Genomic DNA, 17,304 nt, shown 5'->3' on the forward strand with positions numbered 1-17,304 from the left:
ATAGCCTCAGGCCGGAATCCATTCGACGGACGTCGTGAGCTCATCGAGCACCGACACGACCGGGGTCACGCCGAGTCCCGGCCCCGTGGGCACCTCGAGATGCCCGTCGGTCATGACGAACGGCTCGGTGATGTCGGTCTCGTAGAACCGGCCGCTCGCCGACACGTCGCCCGGCAGCGTGAAGCCCGGCAGCGACGCGAGCGCCACATTGGCGGCGCGACCGATGCCCGACTCGACCATGCCGCCGCACCACACCGGCACACCGTGCGCGGCCGCGAGGTCGTGGATGCGGCGCGCCTCGAGGTAGCCGCCGACGCGGCCCGGCTTGATGTTGATGATGCTCGTGGCTTCGAGGCGGATGGCGGCGGCCGCCGTCTGGGCCGACGTGATCGACTCGTCGAGGCAGATGGGCGTCTGCACGATGCGCGCGAGGTCTGCGTGGCCGAGGACGTCCTCCTCCTCGAGCGGCTGCTCGATGAGGAGCAGGTCGAAGTCGTCGAGCTTCGCGAGGTGGCGCGCGTCGCGCAGCGTGTACGCCGTGTTGGCGTCGACCTGCAGCAGCACGTCGTCTCCGAAGCGCTCGCGCACGGCGCGCACGGGCTCGAGGTCCCACCCGGGCTCGATCTTGAGCTTGATGCGCAGGTAGCCCTCGCCGAGGTATCCGTCGACGGCGTCGAGCAGCTGCGGGATCGAATCCATGATGCCGACCGACACCCCGCACGGCACGATGTCGCCCACGCCGCCCAGCTCGCGGGCGAACGAGCGCCCCTCGGCGCGCAGCTCGGCATCGAGCACCGCCATCTCGAGCGCGCCCTTGGCCATGCGGTGGCCCTTGTAGGGCTTGAGCGTCTCGCCGACGGCGTGCGCGTCTCCGATCCCGGCCGCCGCGAGCGCCGGGATGAAGAACCGGCGCATGACGTCGGCGGCGCCCTCGACGTACTCCGGCGAGTACAGGGGATCGAACAGCGTGACGCACTCCCCCCAGCCCTCGGCGGCATCCGTCACTGCTTTGACGAGCAGGATGTCGCGCGCCGTCTGCGTCGAGAACGACGTGCGGAACGGCGAGACGAGGGGCATCGCGACGCGCCGCAGCTCGAACCCCTCCAGCTTCACGAGACGCCGCCCGTGCGCACGAGGTAGCCGGCCGCACGGTCGAAGCCCACGACGGCGCCGCCCTCGGCGAGCAGCGTCGCGAGCCGCTCGCGCACGTCGAGCCGCCACCGGCGGGCGAGCGCGAGATCCGTCACGCGCAGGCGTTCGACGTCGGCGGGCACGCGCACGCACTCGATCCCCGGCTCGCGCGGGTCGGCGACCGAGGCGATGCCCGATGCCGCGGCCACGACATCCGCGTCCCGCAGCGACCAGCGCACGAGCAGACGGTCGGTCTCGTCCTCGCCGTTGATGACGTCGGGCATGACGCCGTAGAAATTCGTGAGGTACTCGACCGGCATGGCCCGCAGCTTCATGACGTTGAAATGGGCGTTCCGGGCGACGAGCGGGTCGAACGTCCACTCGATCGTGTCGATGCCGCGCGAGAGTGCCCATGCCCGCTGGTGCTGTTTCATCGCGAAGCCCACCGAGCGGCCCGTGAGCTCGGGCCGGACGCCCGCGATGTGGCTGTGCAGCGCGTGCTTCTCGGGCGTCGAGTGGAAGCCGATCGTCGCACCGACGATGCGCTCGTCGTCGAACGCGGCCGAGATGTAATTGCCCGCCTTCGCGAAGGCGCGCAGCAGCTCGGGCGGCACGGGCGGGTTGTCGAGACTGCGCCCCCAGATCTCGGACAGCAGCCGCACGACGGCGGACTGCTCGTCGATCGACGTCACTTCGCGCACGACGACGCCGGCGGCCACGGCGGCCGCGACGGAGTCGGCGAGCGCCGCCGCGACGAAGTCGTCGGTGCGCAGCAGCCCGGTCATGGGGTTCCTCCCGACGCGAGGTCGGCGACGAGCCGGGCGAGCAGGAGCGTTCTGGGCGCGAGCTCGGCGACGAGCACGTGCTCGTCGTCGGCGTGCGCGGCCCCGCCGACGGCTCCGAGGCCGTCGAGCGTGGGGACGCCGATGCCGGCCGTGAAGTTGCCGTCGCTCGCGCCACCCACCGCGGCCCCGGTGAGGGGCTCGAGTCCCAGTTCGCGCGCGAGCCGCTGCGCGCGGTCGAAGAGGGCAGCGGATGCCGTCGCCTCCAGTGGAGGTCGGTTGATGCCGCCGAGGATCTCGAGCTGCGCACCCGGCGTCACAGGGCGCAGGGCCCGGATGGCGGCGTCGACGCGGTCGAGCTCGGCGAGCGTGCGCGCCCGCACGTCGACGGCGACGCGGGCCGAGGCCGGCACGGTGTTCGTCGTGGAACCGGACCCCGCGGCGGTCGGGGTCGCCGACGTGCCGCGCGCGGGGTCCGCGAGCGCGGCGACGGCGAGCACCTCGTGGGCCAGCTCGACTGTCGCATTGACACCCTTCTCGGGCTCGAGGCCCGCATGGGCGGCACGCCCGGCCACGACGACCTCGTACAGGGCGGTGCCCTTGCGCTCCAGCTTGAGCGCGCCGCCGTCGGCGGACGCCTCGAGCACGAGCGCTCCGTGCGCACCCCTGGCCGTGTCTTGGATGAGTCCTCGCGACGAGGGCGAGCCGAGCTCCTCGTCGCCCGTCACGAGGATCGTGACGCCGTCGCGGTCGTCGAGCGATGCGACGGCGTGGAGCGCCATGACGAGGCCGGCCTTCATGTCGAAGCATCCGGGCCCTCTCATGACTCCGTCCTCCACGCGGAACGGCAGGCGCTCGAGGCTTCCGAGCGGCCACACCGTGTCGTGGTGGGCGAGCAGCAGCACGCGCGTGCGCGCGCCGAATCGCCAGCGCAGGTGCGGAGTGCCGTCGAGCGTGATGCGCTCGGGCGCGACGCCGAGGAGCTCCTCGCCGAGGGTGGCGACCTCGTCCGCCGAGCGGGCGAGGGCGACGGCATCCGTCGATGGGGACTCGCACTCGACGAGCCTCTGCACGTGCGCGACGAGGGTGTCGGTGCCGATGTCGGGGGCGAGCGTGGTCATGCGGGCTCTGCGACCTTCTCGGCGTCCGCCGGCTCGGCGGCGACGTCGGGCTGGGAGACCTCGGCGGAGATCTTCGGCGTCGCGCGGGCGCCGAAGTGCAGATACTCCTCGCCCGTCGGCAGCGAGTAGAAGGTCACCGTGATCCAGGTCTGCGTGCCCGGTGCGCGGACGGCGAAGAGGGCCTCGTCGAGCGCCACGAGGTCGTAGACGTCGATGGTGTTCGGCTCGAGCTCGGCGAGCGGGCCGAGCATCGTCGTGCGGAGCTTGGGCCCGTCCTCGGCCTGGAAGATCTCCATGCGCACCGAGGCCCGCTCGTACGTGCCGACGAAGGGCGCGAGGTCGACCGCGACGGGCACGTCGGGCACCGTGACCGGCTGCTTCATCTCGATGCCCGCGAGCTCGGCGAAGATCTCGCGGTACAGCGCCTCGTACAGGTCCCGGGTGTTGCCGCCGTTCGTGAGCAGCGTCACGGCGAGGCCCGACTCGGCGTGGATGCGCAGGAACGCCGCCTGTCCGATCGTGTTGCCGTCGTGGCCGTACAGGCGGTCGCCGTTCCAGTCGAAGCGGATCCAGCCGAGCCCCCAGGAGTCGCCGAGGACGTGCTTGTCGGGCACCTCCGCCTGGAAGGCCTGCATGTCGGCCGTCGACTGCTCCGAGAGCAGGCGCGTGCCGTCGGGTGCGACACCGCCCGTCATGTGGAGCCGGGCGAAGGCGAGCACATCCTCGGCGCGCGCCGTGATGAGACCGGCCGGGCCGACCGAGCGCATGAGGCCCCACGCGGGGGTGACGATCTGCTCGCCCGCGACGTCCACATGTCCGACGGCGGCGCTGAACAGGATGGCCTCTTCGGGGAGCGTCACGGTGTGCGTCAGGTGCAGCGGCTCGAAGAGCAGCTCCGCCATCGCGGCATCCCAGGTCTTGCCCGTCACCTTCTCGATGACGCGGCCCAGCAGGGAGTACCCCGAGTTGCAGTACGACCACGTCGCGCCGAGCGGGTGGTTGCGGCCGGCCGTCGACAGCTCGGCCGTGTACTTCTCGAGGCAGTCGTCTCCACGGCCCGTGTCGGTGAAGACGTCGCCGTCGATGCCGCTCGTGTGGGTCAGCAGGTGCCGGATCGTGACGCCCTCGGTGATCTCGTCGTCCGACAGGCTCAGCTCGGGGATGACGTCCTTCACGCGGGTGTCGAGCGAGAGCCGTCCCTCGTCGACGAGCCGCATGACGACGGTCGCCGTCCACACCTTCGAGATCGAGCCGATCTGGAAGATCGAGTCCTTCGTGACGGGTGCGCCCGTCACGATGTTCTTGTTGAGCGTGCCGTGTGCGGCGGTCACGACCTCGTCGTCCAGGCCGCCGAGTCGCAGGATGCCGAGCTGCGCGCCCGGCACCTTGTGGGTCGCCGCGAGCGCCTCGAGTCGGCGCTGCCAGTGGGCGGCGTCGATCTTGGCCGGGCGCGGGCCCGCGGCATCCCCCGCGTACTGCTCGACCCATTCGACGACGCGGCGCGCGTAGTCGACGCGGTGGCTCGGCTTGCCGAGCAGCGGGAAGATGTGGCTGCCGCCGGGATACACGACGAGGCGGGTCGGGATGCCGCGCTCGCGCAGCGCCGCGTACCACTGCTGCGCCTGCCCGACGGGGCAGCGGACGTCGTTCTCGCCGTGCAGCACGAGCGTCGGGGTCTTCACCTTCGCGACGCGCGTGTAGGGCGACATGGCGGCCAGGCGCTCGCGCCCGGCGACATCCCACGGCATGACGCCGATCTCGTGGATGTTGAGCAGGTGCGAGTCGTCGCTCGTGCCCCCCATGCTCGCCAGGTCGCTGACGACGCCGCCCGCGACCGCGGCGGCGAAGCGGTCGTCGATCCCCGTCAGGTAGCAGGTCATGAAGCCGCCGTAGCTGTAGCCCGTGACGGCGAGGCGCGCCGGGTCCGCGACGCCCTCGGCGACGAGCAGATCGACCGGCTCGAGGAAGTCGTTCGCGTCAGCCTGACCCCACGCCCCGTTGACGCCCTTCCAGAAGTCCTCGCCGTAGCCGTCGCTGCCGCGCGGATTGATCGTGAGGATCGTCCAGCCCTTGGCCGCGAGCGCCTGGTGGAAGACATGCATCTCGTCGAGGGCGGCGTTCCACGAGTTGTGCGGTCCGCCGTGGACGTCGACGAGCAGGGGCGTCGGGCCCGAGGCCGCGGGGTCGCGCAGGATCCAGCCCTGCACCGTGACGCCGTCGCCGATCTCGAAGTCGCGCGATTCGCGCACGTAGGGCTCGGCATCCGTCGTGACGTGCTCGGCGACGACGGCGGCGGTCGCCGCGGCGAGGTCGAGCCGGAGGATCTGCCCGAACGACGTGGGCGACGACAGCGCGATCGCGGCGACGTCGCCCGCGACCGAGAGGCCGCTCACGACCTCGCCGTCGGCGCCATGCACGTGGCGGGGCTCGCCGCCGGCCAGCGGCACGGCGTAGAGATGGGTGCAGCCGCGGTCGCGGATCGCGAACAGCACGTCGCCGTTCGCGGCGAACTGCGGCAGGCCGCCCGGATACGCGGGCGCGCCAGGCATGACGTTGCGGTCCAGGGACGCCGCGAGCTCGACGGCCTCGCCGGTCGCGGCGTCGACGCGGAAGAGGCGCGCGATGCCGTCGGGGTCGCCGGACCAGCCGACGACCACGAAGTGCGCGCCGTCGGGGGCATAGGCGACGGTCGCGGCGACGCCGTCGGCGAAGGCGACGACGCGTGCGGGCGCCGCGGGGTCGGCGGTGTCGAGCACGTGGACGGCGCTGCGGTAGACGAGGTCGTCGACGCCTGCGGGCTTCCGGACGAAGGCGAGCGCCGTCCCGTCCGGCGACCACGCGGGGCTCGAGGCGTGCTCGTCCCCCTCGGTGAGCTGGCGCACGTCACCGCCGGCGAGGTCGACGACGTGCAGCTGCATGCGGATGCGGCGGAGGAAGCCGCTTCCGTCGGCCTGGTAGTCGATGACGTCGGCGACGATCGGCGCACCGCCGCGCACCGATCGGTCGGCATCCGTCTCGCCCGACATCGCGTCGCCGTCGACCGGCGCCGCGAAGGCGATGCGGTCGCCGCCCGGGCTCCACACGGGTGCGCCCGCGCCGAGCGCGAGGCGCGTGCGCTGGACCGCCTCGCCGCCCGCGATCGGCAAGGTCCAGAGCTGGCCGTCGCGGAGGAACGCGAGGGTCTCGCCGTCGGGTGAGAAGGCGGGCACCGTGTCGGTGCGACCCTGCGTCAGCCGGCGCGTGCCGCCCCCGGCATCCGTCAGCCACAGGCAGCTCGTGCCCGTGTCGGCCTCGACGTCCACGCCGCTCAGGACGTAGACGATGTGCGCGCCGTCGGGCGAGACGGCGGGCTGGCTGGGGACGGTGAGATCGAGGACGTCCTCGATGCGCATCCTGCGGGTCACGGGTGGCTCCTTCGCGATACGGGTTCTGCCGAACGGCCGGGTATGGCCGCGAGCAGCTGCTGGGTGTACGGGTCTTGCGGGTCGGCGAGCACGTCGGTCGTCGGGCCCTCCTCGACGATGCGGCCGCCGCTCATGACGGCGACGCGGGAGGCGACGTAACGGACGACGGCGAGGTTGTGCGAGATGAAGAGGATCGACAGGCCCAGCTCGGCCTGCAGCTCGCGCACGAGGTTGAGCATCGAGCCCTGGATCGACACGTCGAGGGCCGACGTGATCTCGTCGGCGATGAGCACGTCGGGGCGCCCCGCGAGGGCACGGGCGATCGCGACGCGCTGACGCTGCCCGCCCGACAGCTGCCCCGGGTAGGCCTGCGCGCGCGTCGCATCGAGGTGCACGAGCTCGAGCAGGCGCACGACCTCGTCCCGGCGCTCGGCCCTGCGCAGACCGCGCGGGAGGATCTCGGCGATGCTCGCGCCGATCGTCATGCGCGGGTCGAGCGACGAGTAGGGGTCCTGGAAGACCATCTGCAGCGGGCGGCGACCGTGCCGGACATCGATGGGGGCTCCGTCGAGCAGGATGCGGCCCGCGGCGAGCGGGACGAGGCCCACCGCCGCCCGCGCGATCGTCGACTTGCCCGATCCCGACTCGCCGACGAGGCCGAGCACCTCTCCATCGGGCACCGTCAGCGAGACGTCGTCGACCGCCGTCGTCTCGGACCGCCCCGAGCCGAATCGCACCGTGACGCCTTCGAGGCGCAGTTCGCTCATCGCAGGACCTCCTCGAGGTCGAGGGCCGGCTCGTCGACGGCGACGGGCAGCGCCTCGCCGGCGTGCCAGCACGCGACCTCGCCGCCCGGGACAGCGACGAGCTCCGGGTCGGCCGTGCGGCAGCGCGCATCGGCGAGCGGGCAGCGCGCCGCGAAGGCGCACCCCGCCGGGACGTGGGCAGGGTCGACGGGCCGTCCGGGCACCGTCGCGAGGGGCCGGCGCACGTCCGTCGACATGTCGGGCACGGCGGCCAGCAGTGCGCGGGTGTACGGATGCCGCGCCTCGGCGAGCCGGTCGGCCGCGAGATCCTCGACGATGCGCCCCGCATACATCACGAGGACGCGGTCGCACACCTCGGCGACGACCGAGACGTCGTGGCTGATCAGCAGGATCGCCGTGCCGGTCTCGTCGCGGATCGACATGAGGAGCTCGAGGATGCGCTTCTGCACCGTGACGTCGAGCGCCGTCGTCGGCTCGTCGGCGATGATGAGCGACGGCGTGCCCATGAGGCCCGCCCCGATCATGGCGCGCTGGCGCATGCCGCCGGAGAACTCGTGCGGGTACTGCCCCGCGCGGCGGGCGGCCTCGCTGATGTGGACGGCCTCGAGGCGGTCGACGGCACGCGCGTGGGCCTGCTTCTTCGTCAGGCCGTGATGGTGACGGGATGCCTCGGCCAGCTGCGCGCCCATCTTCCTGGTGGGGTTGAAGCTCGTCATGGGGTCCTGGAAGACGAGTGCGAGCGACGTGCCGAGCAGCTTGCGGCGCGCGGCGGTGTCGCCCGCGAGGAGGTCCTCGCCGAGGAACGCCAGCCGCTCGGCGTCGACGACGCCCGGGTGCTCGATGAGCTGCGCGATCGCGAGGGCCGTGAGCGACTTGCCCGACCCGGACTCGCCGACGATGCCGACGATCTGGCCGCGGCGCATCGAGAACGAGACGCCGCGCACGGGCTCGATCGGGCCGTCCGCACCGGGGAAGGCCACGCGCAGATCGCGGACCTCGAGCACGGTGTCGGCCGCGGGAGCGGCATCCGTCCCCTGAACCGCCGCGGCGGGCACACGCTTCGCGCGGCGGGGCTGGATGGCGGCGAGCTTCGCGACGACGGCGGTCGTCCCGAGACCGAGGGTGCGTGCGGCGGCCTCACCCGTGAGGTTGAAGGCGAGGCCGGCGATGACGACGGCGATGCCCGGGGCGAGTGCGGCGAGCGGATTGATGTAGATGCCGGAGAGGCCCTCCATCATGAGGCGGCCCCAGTCGTACTCGGGCGGCTGCACGCCGAGGCCGATGAACGACAGGCCCGCGAACGCGAGGAGCGCCCCGCCCGCACCGATCGTCGCGTTCACGATGAGCGGCTCGCCGACATTCGGGAGGATGTGGCGGAACAGCACGCGGGTGCGGCCCACTCCCCCGACCCTCGCCGCCGCGACGAAGTCGCGGGACGCGATGCCGGCGATGAGCGTCTGACAGAGGCGGGCGAAGCTCGGGGCTCCCGCGAGGCCGATCGCCCACGTGGCGCCGACCCACCCGACTCCGAAGATGACGGCGAAGAACAGGGCGAGCAGCAGGCCGGGGAAGGCGACCGCGACGCTCACGAACCACGTGACGCCCCGGCCGGCTCGGCCGAGCAGGTACGGCGCGACGCCGAGGATGAGCCCGACCGTCACGGCGACGGCGGTCGCCATGAGCGCCAGGACGATCGACAGGCGGGTCGCGACGAGCACGCGCAGCAGGATGTCGCGCCCCAGACCGTCGGTGCCGATGGGATGCTCGGCCGACGGCGGCGCGAGGATCGCGTCGGTGTCGATGGCGGCGGCCTGCGGCCCCCACAGGATGGGCGCGAAGACCGCCGTCAGCAGCACGAGGGCGAGGAGGATGACGGCCGCGAGGCCGAGGGGCGTCCGGACGACGCGGCTCAGGGTGCGCATGTCAGTCCTCCTCCGCCGCCGTGCGGGGATCGAGCACGAGCAGCGCCGCGTCGACGATCGTGTTGATGACGAGGACGCCCACGCCGTAGACGAGCACGACGCCCTGCGCGAGCGGGTAGTCCTTCGTGAGGATCGCCTGCACGATCGTCGAGCCCAGTCCGGGCCACGCGAAGACGTTCTCGACGAGCACGGTGCCGACCACGAGCGAGCTCAGGAGCAGTCCCGCGAGGGTCAGGGTCGCCGTGACGGCGTTGGGCAGCGCGTGGGTGAGGTGCACACGCCAGGCGGGCAGCCGCTTGGCGCGGGCCGTGCGGATGAAGTCCGCGTCGAGCACCGTGAGCATCTCGACGCGCACGATGCGGGAGAGGACCGCGGCGGGCCCGATCGCAAGTGCGAGCACAGGAAGCACGTACGACTCGGGCCCGCTGCGGCCGGCGATGGGGAACCAGCCCAGGTTCACGGCGAAGATCCACACGAGCGCGACTCCGATGAGGAAGTCCGGGATCGCCGAGAGGAAGACGCTCCCCGACGCGAAGCCCAGCTCGAGGCCGCGGCCGCGCCCGCGACGAGTGCGCACCGCCACGACGACGCCGAGAGGGATCGCGACCGCGATCGCGACGGCGAACGCGAGGATCGCAAGGCTCGCCGTCGCGGGCAGGCGGTCGGCGATGACCTGCGCCACCGGCAGGTTCGAGCCGAAGGAGACGCCGAGGCGGCCCGTCAGGACGCCTGCGAGGTAGTTCCAGTACTGCAGCAGCAGCGGGTCGTCGAGCCCGAGCTGCTCGCGCCGCGCCGCGACGAGCTCGGCCGAGGCTGTGGGGCCGAGCGCCCCGCGCACAGGGTCGCCGGGGAGCGCGTGGATCATGAGGAAGGATGCCGTCAGCAGCACCCACAGCGACATGACGAGCCGCCCCGATCGGCGCAGGACGAAGCGCGGCCAGCGGCTCTCGCCGGTGCGGCGCGACTCCGGGGCGACCGGGGCGGTCATCGTGGTCATGATTGCGTGGTCCTTCTCCCGGCGGAGCGGAGCCGCTCCGCCGGGTGGTGAGGGATGGGTCCTACTGGGCGAGCATCCGGATGCTGGTCGGGATGATCTGTCCGGTCATCTCGAACTCGGCGCCCTTGCCGAAGGTCGGGATGACGCTGTTCGCGAAGGGCACGACGTCGGCGGCCGTGAACAGCGCCGCCTCCGCGTCCGCCCACGTGTCGCAGCCGTCCGTGCCCTGCAGCTGCATCGCCTTCGCGACGCCCGCCTCGTAGTCGGCGTTCTGGATGCCGGCGAAGTTCGTGCCGTCGGGCGAGACCGGGCCGGAGACGAAGCCGACGACCTGGTCGGGGTTGCTGACGTTGAGCGGCACCCACGCGACGTCCCACGCGCCGGTCCCGAACAGGGCGCCCGTGATCGTCGTCGAGTCGTTCTCGGCCGCGTCGACCTGGAACCCGAGGTCCTGCCACGCCTTCGTCACGAGCTCCGCGCCCGCCGCGCCGCCCGTGCCGAGCGTGTTGGCGTACAGGAACGTGATGGCGAGCTTCTGGCCGTCCTTCTCGCGGACGCCGTCGGCACCGGCGACCCAGCCCGCGTCGTCGAGCGCGGCCTTCGCGGCGTCGAGGTCCTGTGCGGGCACGTTGCCGCTGACGGCGTCGTACGTGCACGCCGAGGGTGGGATGACGGTGAGCCGCTTGGCCGGCGCGCCCGTGCCGCTCGTCACGACCTTCTGCAGCTCGGCGAGGTCGACTGCCTGGGTCAGAGCCATGCGCACGGCAGGGTCGCTCGTGACGTGGCCGGCGTTCTGGTTGTACCACTGCTCGCCGAGCAGTGCCTCGATGCCGACGGAGTAGAGCTTCGCCGCCTCCAGCCGCTTCGCGTCGGGTCCGACGATCTGCGCCGCGTTCACCTCGCCCGACATCAGCAGGTTCGCCGACGTCGTCTCATTCGGGATGATGCGCGCGACGATCTCCGCGGGCAGCCCCTTCTGCTTCGCGGTGGCGCCGCCCGGGCCCCACGCGTAGTCCTTGTTGAGCTCGTACGTGTAGTGGTCGCCCGAGACCGCTTCGGTCAGCACGTAGGGACCCGTGCCGAGCGTCGCATCGGCCAGCTGGCTGCGGTCGGTCAGACCCGCGTCGCACACCATGGGCACGTTCGCGAAGCCCTGCAGCGCGAACGGCGCAGGTGCCGCGAGCGTCACGGTGAGGGTCGAGCCATCGGCCTTCGCGTCCGAGACGACGGGCATGTACGAGCCGAGGAACGGGCTCTGGTTGGCCGGGTCGGCGATCCAGGTGATGTTGTCGGCCGCCGTCTGCGCCGTGAACTCCGAGCCGTCCGAGCATGTGATGCCGTCGCCGATCGTGAACGTCACGGTCGTGCCGTCGACCGACCAGTCCGTCGCGAGCTGCGACTGGATCGCGCCGTCGGCGTCGACGCTCACGAGGTTGTCGTAGGCGAACTGCGTCAGCTGGAACAGCGCGCTCACGGCCGAGAGCTGCGGGTCGAGGGCGCCGGGGTCGGCGACCATCGTCATCGTGAACGTCTTGCCGTCCACGACGTCGCCTGAGGACGAGGATCCCCCGCTGCCTCCTCCGGCGCAGGCGGCGAGGGTGGTGGCGGTCGCGACGACGCCGACCAGGGCGAGGGCAGACCTCTTCTTCGAGTTCATGCGGGTCCTTTTCTGAGGTGCGTTGGGAGTGCTGTGCGAGGCGGAGTCAGTCGGCCCGGGCTATCGCGCGGCCGTAGTGGAGGTACTTGCGACGGCCCGCGCCGTCGTCGCCCAGGAAGGCGTAGACGAGGTGCATCTCCTTCATGGCGGGCGCGAGCGTGATGAGCGTGTCGTCGTCGTATCCGACGAGCTGATGCCGCTCGGGCTGCTGCCCCATCTCGAGGAGGATGCCCTTCGGCGTGCTGTCGATCCAGATGAGACCGTCGTCGTCGACGGTCACGACCATGTCGAAGGTCGAGTTGGAGTAAGACCCGAGGAACGGTCCCGCCTCGACGGGGACGGGTTCGGCCGGGGGCCGCGGGAGGCCGTGCAGCGTCACGCCGGTCAGCTGCTCGACGAGCTGCGCGGCGACGTCCTCGAACAGTCCCATGACGTCGCCGCCGTTCGTCAGCAGTGCGATGGCGACGCCCAGCTCGGGCACCACCCGCAGGAACGCGGACTGCCCGATCGTGCCGCCGTCGTGGCCGATGACCGTCGGGGAGCCCTTCTGGATCACTTCCCAGCCCAGACCCCACGCGTCGCCCATGCCGGTGAGCCTGGGCAGATCGACCTGGATCTCGCGCATCGCGCGGGCCGACGCCTCCGACAGCACACGCGTGCCGTCCGCTGCGACCCCGTCGTTCAGATGCATGCTCGCGAATCCGACGAGATCGCGAGGGGTCATGGCGAGCATCGAGCCGGCGGGCTCGTTCGACTTCGCGAGGGCCCACATCGGCGCCGGCGTCTCGACGCCGTCCGCGCCGGGACCGAGGTGGCCGACGGCGGCGCGGAACAGGATCGCCTCGTACGCGCTCGGTGCGACGTGCGTGAGACCGAGCGGCCGGACGATGCGCTCGACGAGCGCCTCCTCCCAGGTCCGGCCCCGAAGCACTTCGACGAGCCTGCCCAGCACGCTGAATGCCGCGTTGTTGTAGGAGAACAGCTCGCCCGGCGCGAAAAGCTGCGGAAGCTCTGCGATCGCCGTGACGTACTTCTCGATGGCGTCCTCACCACGACCCGTGTCGGTGAAGACGTCGCCCTCGAAGCCGCCCTGGTGGCTCAGGAGCTGACGGGTGGTGATCGATCCGGCCGCCGCGTCGTCCCCGAGGCGGAATTCGGGCAGGTAGGTGCGCAGCGGGGCGTCGAGGTCGAGGAGGCCGTCGTCGGCGAGCTGCATGACGAGCGTGGCCGTCCACACCTTCGTGATGGAGCCGATCTGGAACACGGCGTCGGTCGTGACCTCGACTCCGGTCGAGGTGCTCAGGACTCCGGTGGCAGCCTCGACGACCTCGCCACCGACGAGGACCGCGATCGAGGCGCCCGGCACGCCGCGTGCGGCGACGGCCTCGGAGAAGCGGGTGGACAGGAACGCGGCGACATCATCGTGGGAGCGCATGCCCTCGACCCTAAGAAGGGAGAGTCGAATCGCTTTTGTCCGATCGGACGAATGTGCCCGCGTTTGTTAGTCCGATGCGACGACGAGGCTCACATGACCGCGAGGAGGACCCGCATCGTCGACGGCTGAGAGCGGCCCGGTCGTGACGCGTCGCCCTGTTATGCTGGCCGGGCGCCGCAGGGCGTGCGGGGCTGTAGTTCAATGGCAGAACTTCTGCTTCCCAAGCAGACAGCGCGGGTTCGATTCCCGTCAGCCCCTCCAAAAGCCCCGAGTCAGTCGGCGACGGGGATCCACACCCGCATCGTCGACGGTCCCCGTTCGGCCCACTCGTGGTACGGCACGAGGGGCACCTCGACCGCGGTCCCGGCGTGCCGGTGGGGCGCGGAGCCGTACGGCCATCCGTCCTTCGCAGCGTCCACCACCACGACCGGCACGCTGATGCGGCCGTCGCGCTCGACCGGCCGCGAGTCGGCGGCGATCGCGACCTGGGCGACGTCGTCGACCCCCGCCGCAGCGAGGTCGATCGACTCGAGAGCGAACACCTCGGGGCCGCGCTCGATCGCCACGCACCCGCGCACGGCGTCTATGCGCGGATCGGGCTGCGAGACGCGGGGCACCATCGGCAGGACGAGCTCCACGACGTCGCCCGACCGGAACGCGTGGCGCACGTCCGAGACCCCGGGGGCGACCGCGCGGCTCTGCTCGACGCCGTCGAGGACGGTCCGCAGCACGGCCCCATCGGCCCACGACGGCACCCGCAGGCTCAGCGTCCACGGCCGCGCGGCATCCACGATGTGGGTGATGGTGATCGCGCCGCTCGCCGGGTACGTGGTCGCGACGTCGAACCGGACCTGCGATCCGTCCGCGAGGACGGTGTGCACACGCGCCGGAGCGTACTGGTGCAGCTGCACCCCGTCGTCGTCGGCCGTCGCGAGGTATGCGTCGAGGCTCGCGAGCGTGCGCGCGACGTTCGGCGGGCAGCACGACACCTCGAACCACGGCGCGCGCAGCGACGACGAGGCGCGCGGCGAGGTCGTGTCGGGGTCGGCCGCGACACCTGGCACCCGCTGGTGCAGCGTGTTGGCGTAGTAGAACGAGCGGCCGTCGGGCGCCGGCGAGGTGGCCACGACGTTGAACAGCGTCCGCTCGATGAGGTCGGCATGGCGGACGTCGCCCCCTTCGAGCAGCAGCCGCCACGCGAACATGATCGAGCCGATGCTGGCGCACGTCTCGGAGTAGGCGCGGTCGGACGGCAGCTCCCAGTCCTCGCCGAAGGCCTCGTCCTGATGGTGCGAGCCCTGACCGCCCGTGATGTAGGTGCGCCGCGCGACGGTCCGGTCCCACTGCCGGCGCAGGGCCGCGAGCATCTCCTCGTCGCCGGTGTCGACGGCGACGTCGACGGCGCCCGCCGACAGATAGTTCGCCCGCACGGCGTGGCCGCGCAGGACTTCGGCCTGGCGCACGGGGATGTCGTCCTGGAAGTACTTCCGGCCCCACTCGATGTCGCGGAGCGACCCGCGCCCGTGCCGCTCGATGAACAGGCGCGCCTGTTCGAGATAGCGTTCCTCCCCCGTCACGCGTGCGAGCTCGGCGAGGCCCACCTCGACCACCGCATGGCCGCAGATCGCGTCGCGTCCATCGGCGCCGAACTCGCGGCACACCATGTCGGCGGCGCGGCGCGCCAGCTCGAGCAGCTCGTCGTCGGCATCGGGGCGCGTGCGCACCCGCGCGACCGCCGCCTGGAAGAGGTGGCCGAGGCAGTACAGCTCGTGTCCCCACTCCAGGTCGGACCAGCGCGCGCCCTGGCCCTCGCGTCCGAACATGGTGTTGAGGTAGCCATCGGCCTCCTGCGCCGCGGCGACGCGCGCGACGACGGCCCGGAAGCGCTCCTCGAGAGCCGGGTCGCCGGTGCGGCCGATCTCCCACGCGAGCGCCTCGAGGTACTTGTAGACCTCGGAGTCCGAGAACTCGCGCCCGCGACGCCCGGCCGGCAGCCCGCCGCTCACGGCGAGGTCGAAGTTCGGGAGCCATCCTTCGGACTCCAAGCGCGACCCGATGTGGTCGAGCGTCGCGACGGCGTTCACGGCCTGTCGCTCGCCCCAGAACCCGCCCGTGATGCGCACCTCCTGCTGGCCGAGGGGTCGCAGGCGGCCGCGCGACGGCGCGACGGGTGCCTGAGGCACGGTGGTGGTGATCTGCATGGTCATCCCTTGAAAGCTCCCGACATGAATCCGCGGACGTAGTGGCGCTGAAGCACCAGGAAGAGCACGACGCACGGCAGCGCCAGCACGACGACGCCGGCCTCGGTCGCGCCGTAGTCCACGACTCCCATCACCTGACCGCGGAGATTCGCCACCGCGAGGGGCAGCGTCATCCGGTTCGTGTCGGTGATGAGGATGAGGGGCGCCATGAAGTCGTTCCAGGCGGCCAGGAAGGCGAACAGCCCGACGGTGATGAGGCCCGGCTTGACGGCGGGCAGCAGCACCCGCCAGAGCGCCGAGAAGCTGTTGCAGCCGTCGACGAGGGCCGCCTCGTCCATCTCACGCGGGATCGATTCGAACGAGATGCGCATCATGAACATCGAGAACGGCAGCTGGAACATCGTGAGCACGAGCGCCACGCCCACCAGCGAGTTGGCGAGGCCGATCGCGTTGAGGATCACGTACAGCGGGATGAGCAGCGTGGCGTACGGCACCATGAGGATCGCGAGCACGAGCAGGAACAGCAGATTCTTGCCCGGGAACGAGAATCGCGCGAACGCATACCCGCCGAGGAACGACGTCACGAGCGTGAGGATCACTGTCAGCAGCGAGACGAACAGCGAATTGCCGAGGTAGACCCAGATGCCCGCCTGGAAGTTCGCCAGTGAGACGTAGTTGCCGAAGCCCCAGCCGTCGGTCTGCGCGGATCCTGCCTGCGGGCTGAACGACGAGACGGTGGTCCACACCAGCGGGTAGAGGAAGAGGAGCGCGAGCGCGCCGGTGAAGACGAAGTACGGGATGCCGTAGGCGACGCGCCCACGCGGACGGCCCGCGCGCGCCGGCCGGTAGTCGGGCGCCACGATCGTGCGCGTCGACGTCGTATCGGTGAGGGTCATGTCACGCCTCCTCGGGCTTGCGGAACGCCCGCAGCTGGATCACGTTGATGACGATGAGCGCGAGCAGCACGATCACCGACAGGGCAGCCGCGATGCCCAGGTTGTTACGGCCCTGGAACGCCACGTTGTAGATGAGCTGGACGACGGTCATGGTGCTGTTGTCGGGTCCGCCCTTGGTCAGGATGTAGAACTGGTCGAACGCCAGGAGCGACCCCGTCACGCACAGGACGATCGTCAGGGCGAAGGTGGGGCGCAGCAGCGGCACGGTGATGTGCCGGAACGTCTGCCACCGTGAGGCCCCGTCGATGCGGGCCGCCTCGAACACATCGTCCGGGATGCCCTGCAGCCCGACGAGGAGCAGGAGCATGTAGAAGCCCGCGTAGCGCCACACGATGAGGAACACCGTCGACCACAGCGCGCCCTCCGGCGTGCCGAGGAAGGTGAAGCCCCATTGCCGCATGAGGCCCGCGAAGGGTCCGGCGAACGGGGAATACAGCACGTAGAAGAGGAGGGATGCCGAGGCCAGGCCGAGTGCGCTCGGAATGAGGAACGACGTGCGGAGGAAGCCCTTCCAGGCCGTCGACTCCTGCACGAGGAGCGCGAGCCCGAGTCCGAGGCCGATGAGGAGCACTGTCGTGATGATCGTGTACTTGAGGGTGAACCAGATCGAGTCCCAGAACAGCCGGAGGTCGACGGCGTCGGCGTAGTTCTCGGGGAAGTTCCAGCCCTGGTTGCCGCGCAGCAGAGGCCAGTCGGATCCCGACATCTGCAGGACGAGCAGCAGCGGGATGAGGAAGAGGGCGACGACGAACAGCAGCGTCGGCAGGGCGTAGAGCCAGCCCTGGACGGGGCCGCCGAGGGCTGTCCGGCTCGGGCGGCTCGCGCGCGGTGCTGTGCCGCGGCGCGCAATCGTGGAGAAGGCCACGTCGCTCCTTGGAGTGGGGGTTCGGGTGGGAGAGTCAGGGCGGTGCGCATCGCCCGGCGATGCGCA

Annotated in this window: 12 protein-coding genes and 1 tRNA gene; 1 reads left to right on the plus strand and 12 read right to left on the minus strand. The window is 71.4% G+C overall.

The annotated features are described in order from the left end of the window. Window positions 1-6 precede the first annotated feature (6 nt). The 9 genes from menC to ACH3VR_RS20505 form a co-directional block, all read right to left on the minus strand. Complete coding sequence (menC, locus tag ACH3VR_RS20465) at window positions 7-1,113, minus strand: o-succinylbenzoate synthase (RefSeq protein ID WP_397558183.1); 1,107 nt, start codon at window positions 1,111-1,113, stop codon at window positions 7-9. Continuing rightward, window positions 1,110-1,916, minus strand: coding sequence for a GNAT family N-acetyltransferase (locus ACH3VR_RS20470; protein WP_397558184.1), 807 nt, complete (start codon window positions 1,914-1,916; stop codon window positions 1,110-1,112). The genes menC and ACH3VR_RS20470 overlap by 4 nt, the downstream gene beginning before the upstream one ends. Beyond that, window positions 1,913-3,034: a M20 family metallopeptidase gene (locus tag ACH3VR_RS20475; RefSeq protein ID WP_397558185.1), complete on the minus strand. Its 1,122-nt coding sequence runs from the start codon at window positions 3,032-3,034 to the stop codon at window positions 1,913-1,915. The genes ACH3VR_RS20470 and ACH3VR_RS20475 overlap by 4 nt, the downstream gene beginning before the upstream one ends. Continuing rightward, window positions 3,031-6,438 (minus strand): serine hydrolase, encoded by a 3,408-nt coding sequence (locus ACH3VR_RS20480; RefSeq protein ID WP_397558186.1) that lies wholly within the window; start codon window positions 6,436-6,438, stop codon window positions 3,031-3,033. The genes ACH3VR_RS20475 and ACH3VR_RS20480 overlap by 4 nt, the downstream gene beginning before the upstream one ends. Next, window positions 6,435-7,205, minus strand: coding sequence for an ABC transporter ATP-binding protein (locus ACH3VR_RS20485; RefSeq protein ID WP_397558187.1), 771 nt, complete (start codon window positions 7,203-7,205; stop codon window positions 6,435-6,437). The genes ACH3VR_RS20480 and ACH3VR_RS20485 overlap by 4 nt, the downstream gene beginning before the upstream one ends. Further along, on the minus strand, window positions 7,202-9,127 hold the full coding sequence (locus ACH3VR_RS20490) for a dipeptide/oligopeptide/nickel ABC transporter permease/ATP-binding protein (RefSeq protein ID WP_397558188.1): 1,926 nt from the start codon (window positions 9,125-9,127) through the stop codon (window positions 7,202-7,204). Before ACH3VR_RS20490 ends, ACH3VR_RS20485 begins: the two co-directional genes overlap by 4 nt. Window position 9,128: 1 nt before the next feature. Then, entirely contained in the window at window positions 9,129-10,124 is a 996-nt protein-coding gene (locus ACH3VR_RS20495) for an ABC transporter permease (protein ID WP_397558189.1), read from the minus strand. A gap of 61 nt (window positions 10,125-10,185) precedes the next feature. Next, window positions 10,186-11,781 (minus strand): ABC transporter substrate-binding protein, encoded by a 1,596-nt coding sequence (locus ACH3VR_RS20500; protein ID WP_397558190.1) that lies wholly within the window; start codon window positions 11,779-11,781, stop codon window positions 10,186-10,188. 46 nt (window positions 11,782-11,827) lie between these two features. Further along, window positions 11,828-13,216 carry a serine hydrolase domain-containing protein gene (locus ACH3VR_RS20505; RefSeq protein WP_397558191.1) on the minus strand — a complete coding sequence of 463 codons (1,389 nt, stop codon included), beginning with the start codon at window positions 13,214-13,216 and terminating at the stop codon, window positions 11,828-11,830. 187 nt (window positions 13,217-13,403) lie between these two features. Here ACH3VR_RS20505 and ACH3VR_RS20510 point away from each other — a divergent pair. Then, a tRNA-Gly gene (locus tag ACH3VR_RS20510) sits at window positions 13,404-13,477 on the plus strand. 11 nt (window positions 13,478-13,488) lie between these two features. On the opposite strand, the gene ACH3VR_RS20515 is transcribed toward ACH3VR_RS20510, so the two are convergent. From ACH3VR_RS20515 to ACH3VR_RS20525, 3 genes are read right to left on the minus strand one after another with little or no spacing between them, the layout of a single operon-like run. Further along, window positions 13,489-15,423, minus strand: coding sequence for a glycoside hydrolase family 127 protein (locus tag ACH3VR_RS20515; protein WP_397558192.1), 1,935 nt, complete (start codon window positions 15,421-15,423; stop codon window positions 13,489-13,491). Beyond that, window positions 15,420-16,313 (minus strand): carbohydrate ABC transporter permease, encoded by an 894-nt coding sequence (locus tag ACH3VR_RS20520; RefSeq protein WP_397558193.1) that lies wholly within the window; start codon window positions 16,311-16,313, stop codon window positions 15,420-15,422. The genes ACH3VR_RS20515 and ACH3VR_RS20520 overlap by 4 nt, the downstream gene beginning before the upstream one ends. A 1-nt stretch (window position 16,314) precedes the next feature. Next, complete coding sequence (locus tag ACH3VR_RS20525; protein ID WP_397558194.1) at window positions 16,315-17,238, minus strand: carbohydrate ABC transporter permease; 924 nt, start codon at window positions 17,236-17,238, stop codon at window positions 16,315-16,317. Window positions 17,239-17,304 lie beyond the last annotated feature (66 nt).

The organism is Microbacterium alkaliflavum (genome assembly GCF_044325405.1).
Lineage (GTDB): Bacteria > Actinomycetota > Actinomycetes > Actinomycetales > Microbacteriaceae > Microbacterium > Microbacterium alkaliflavum.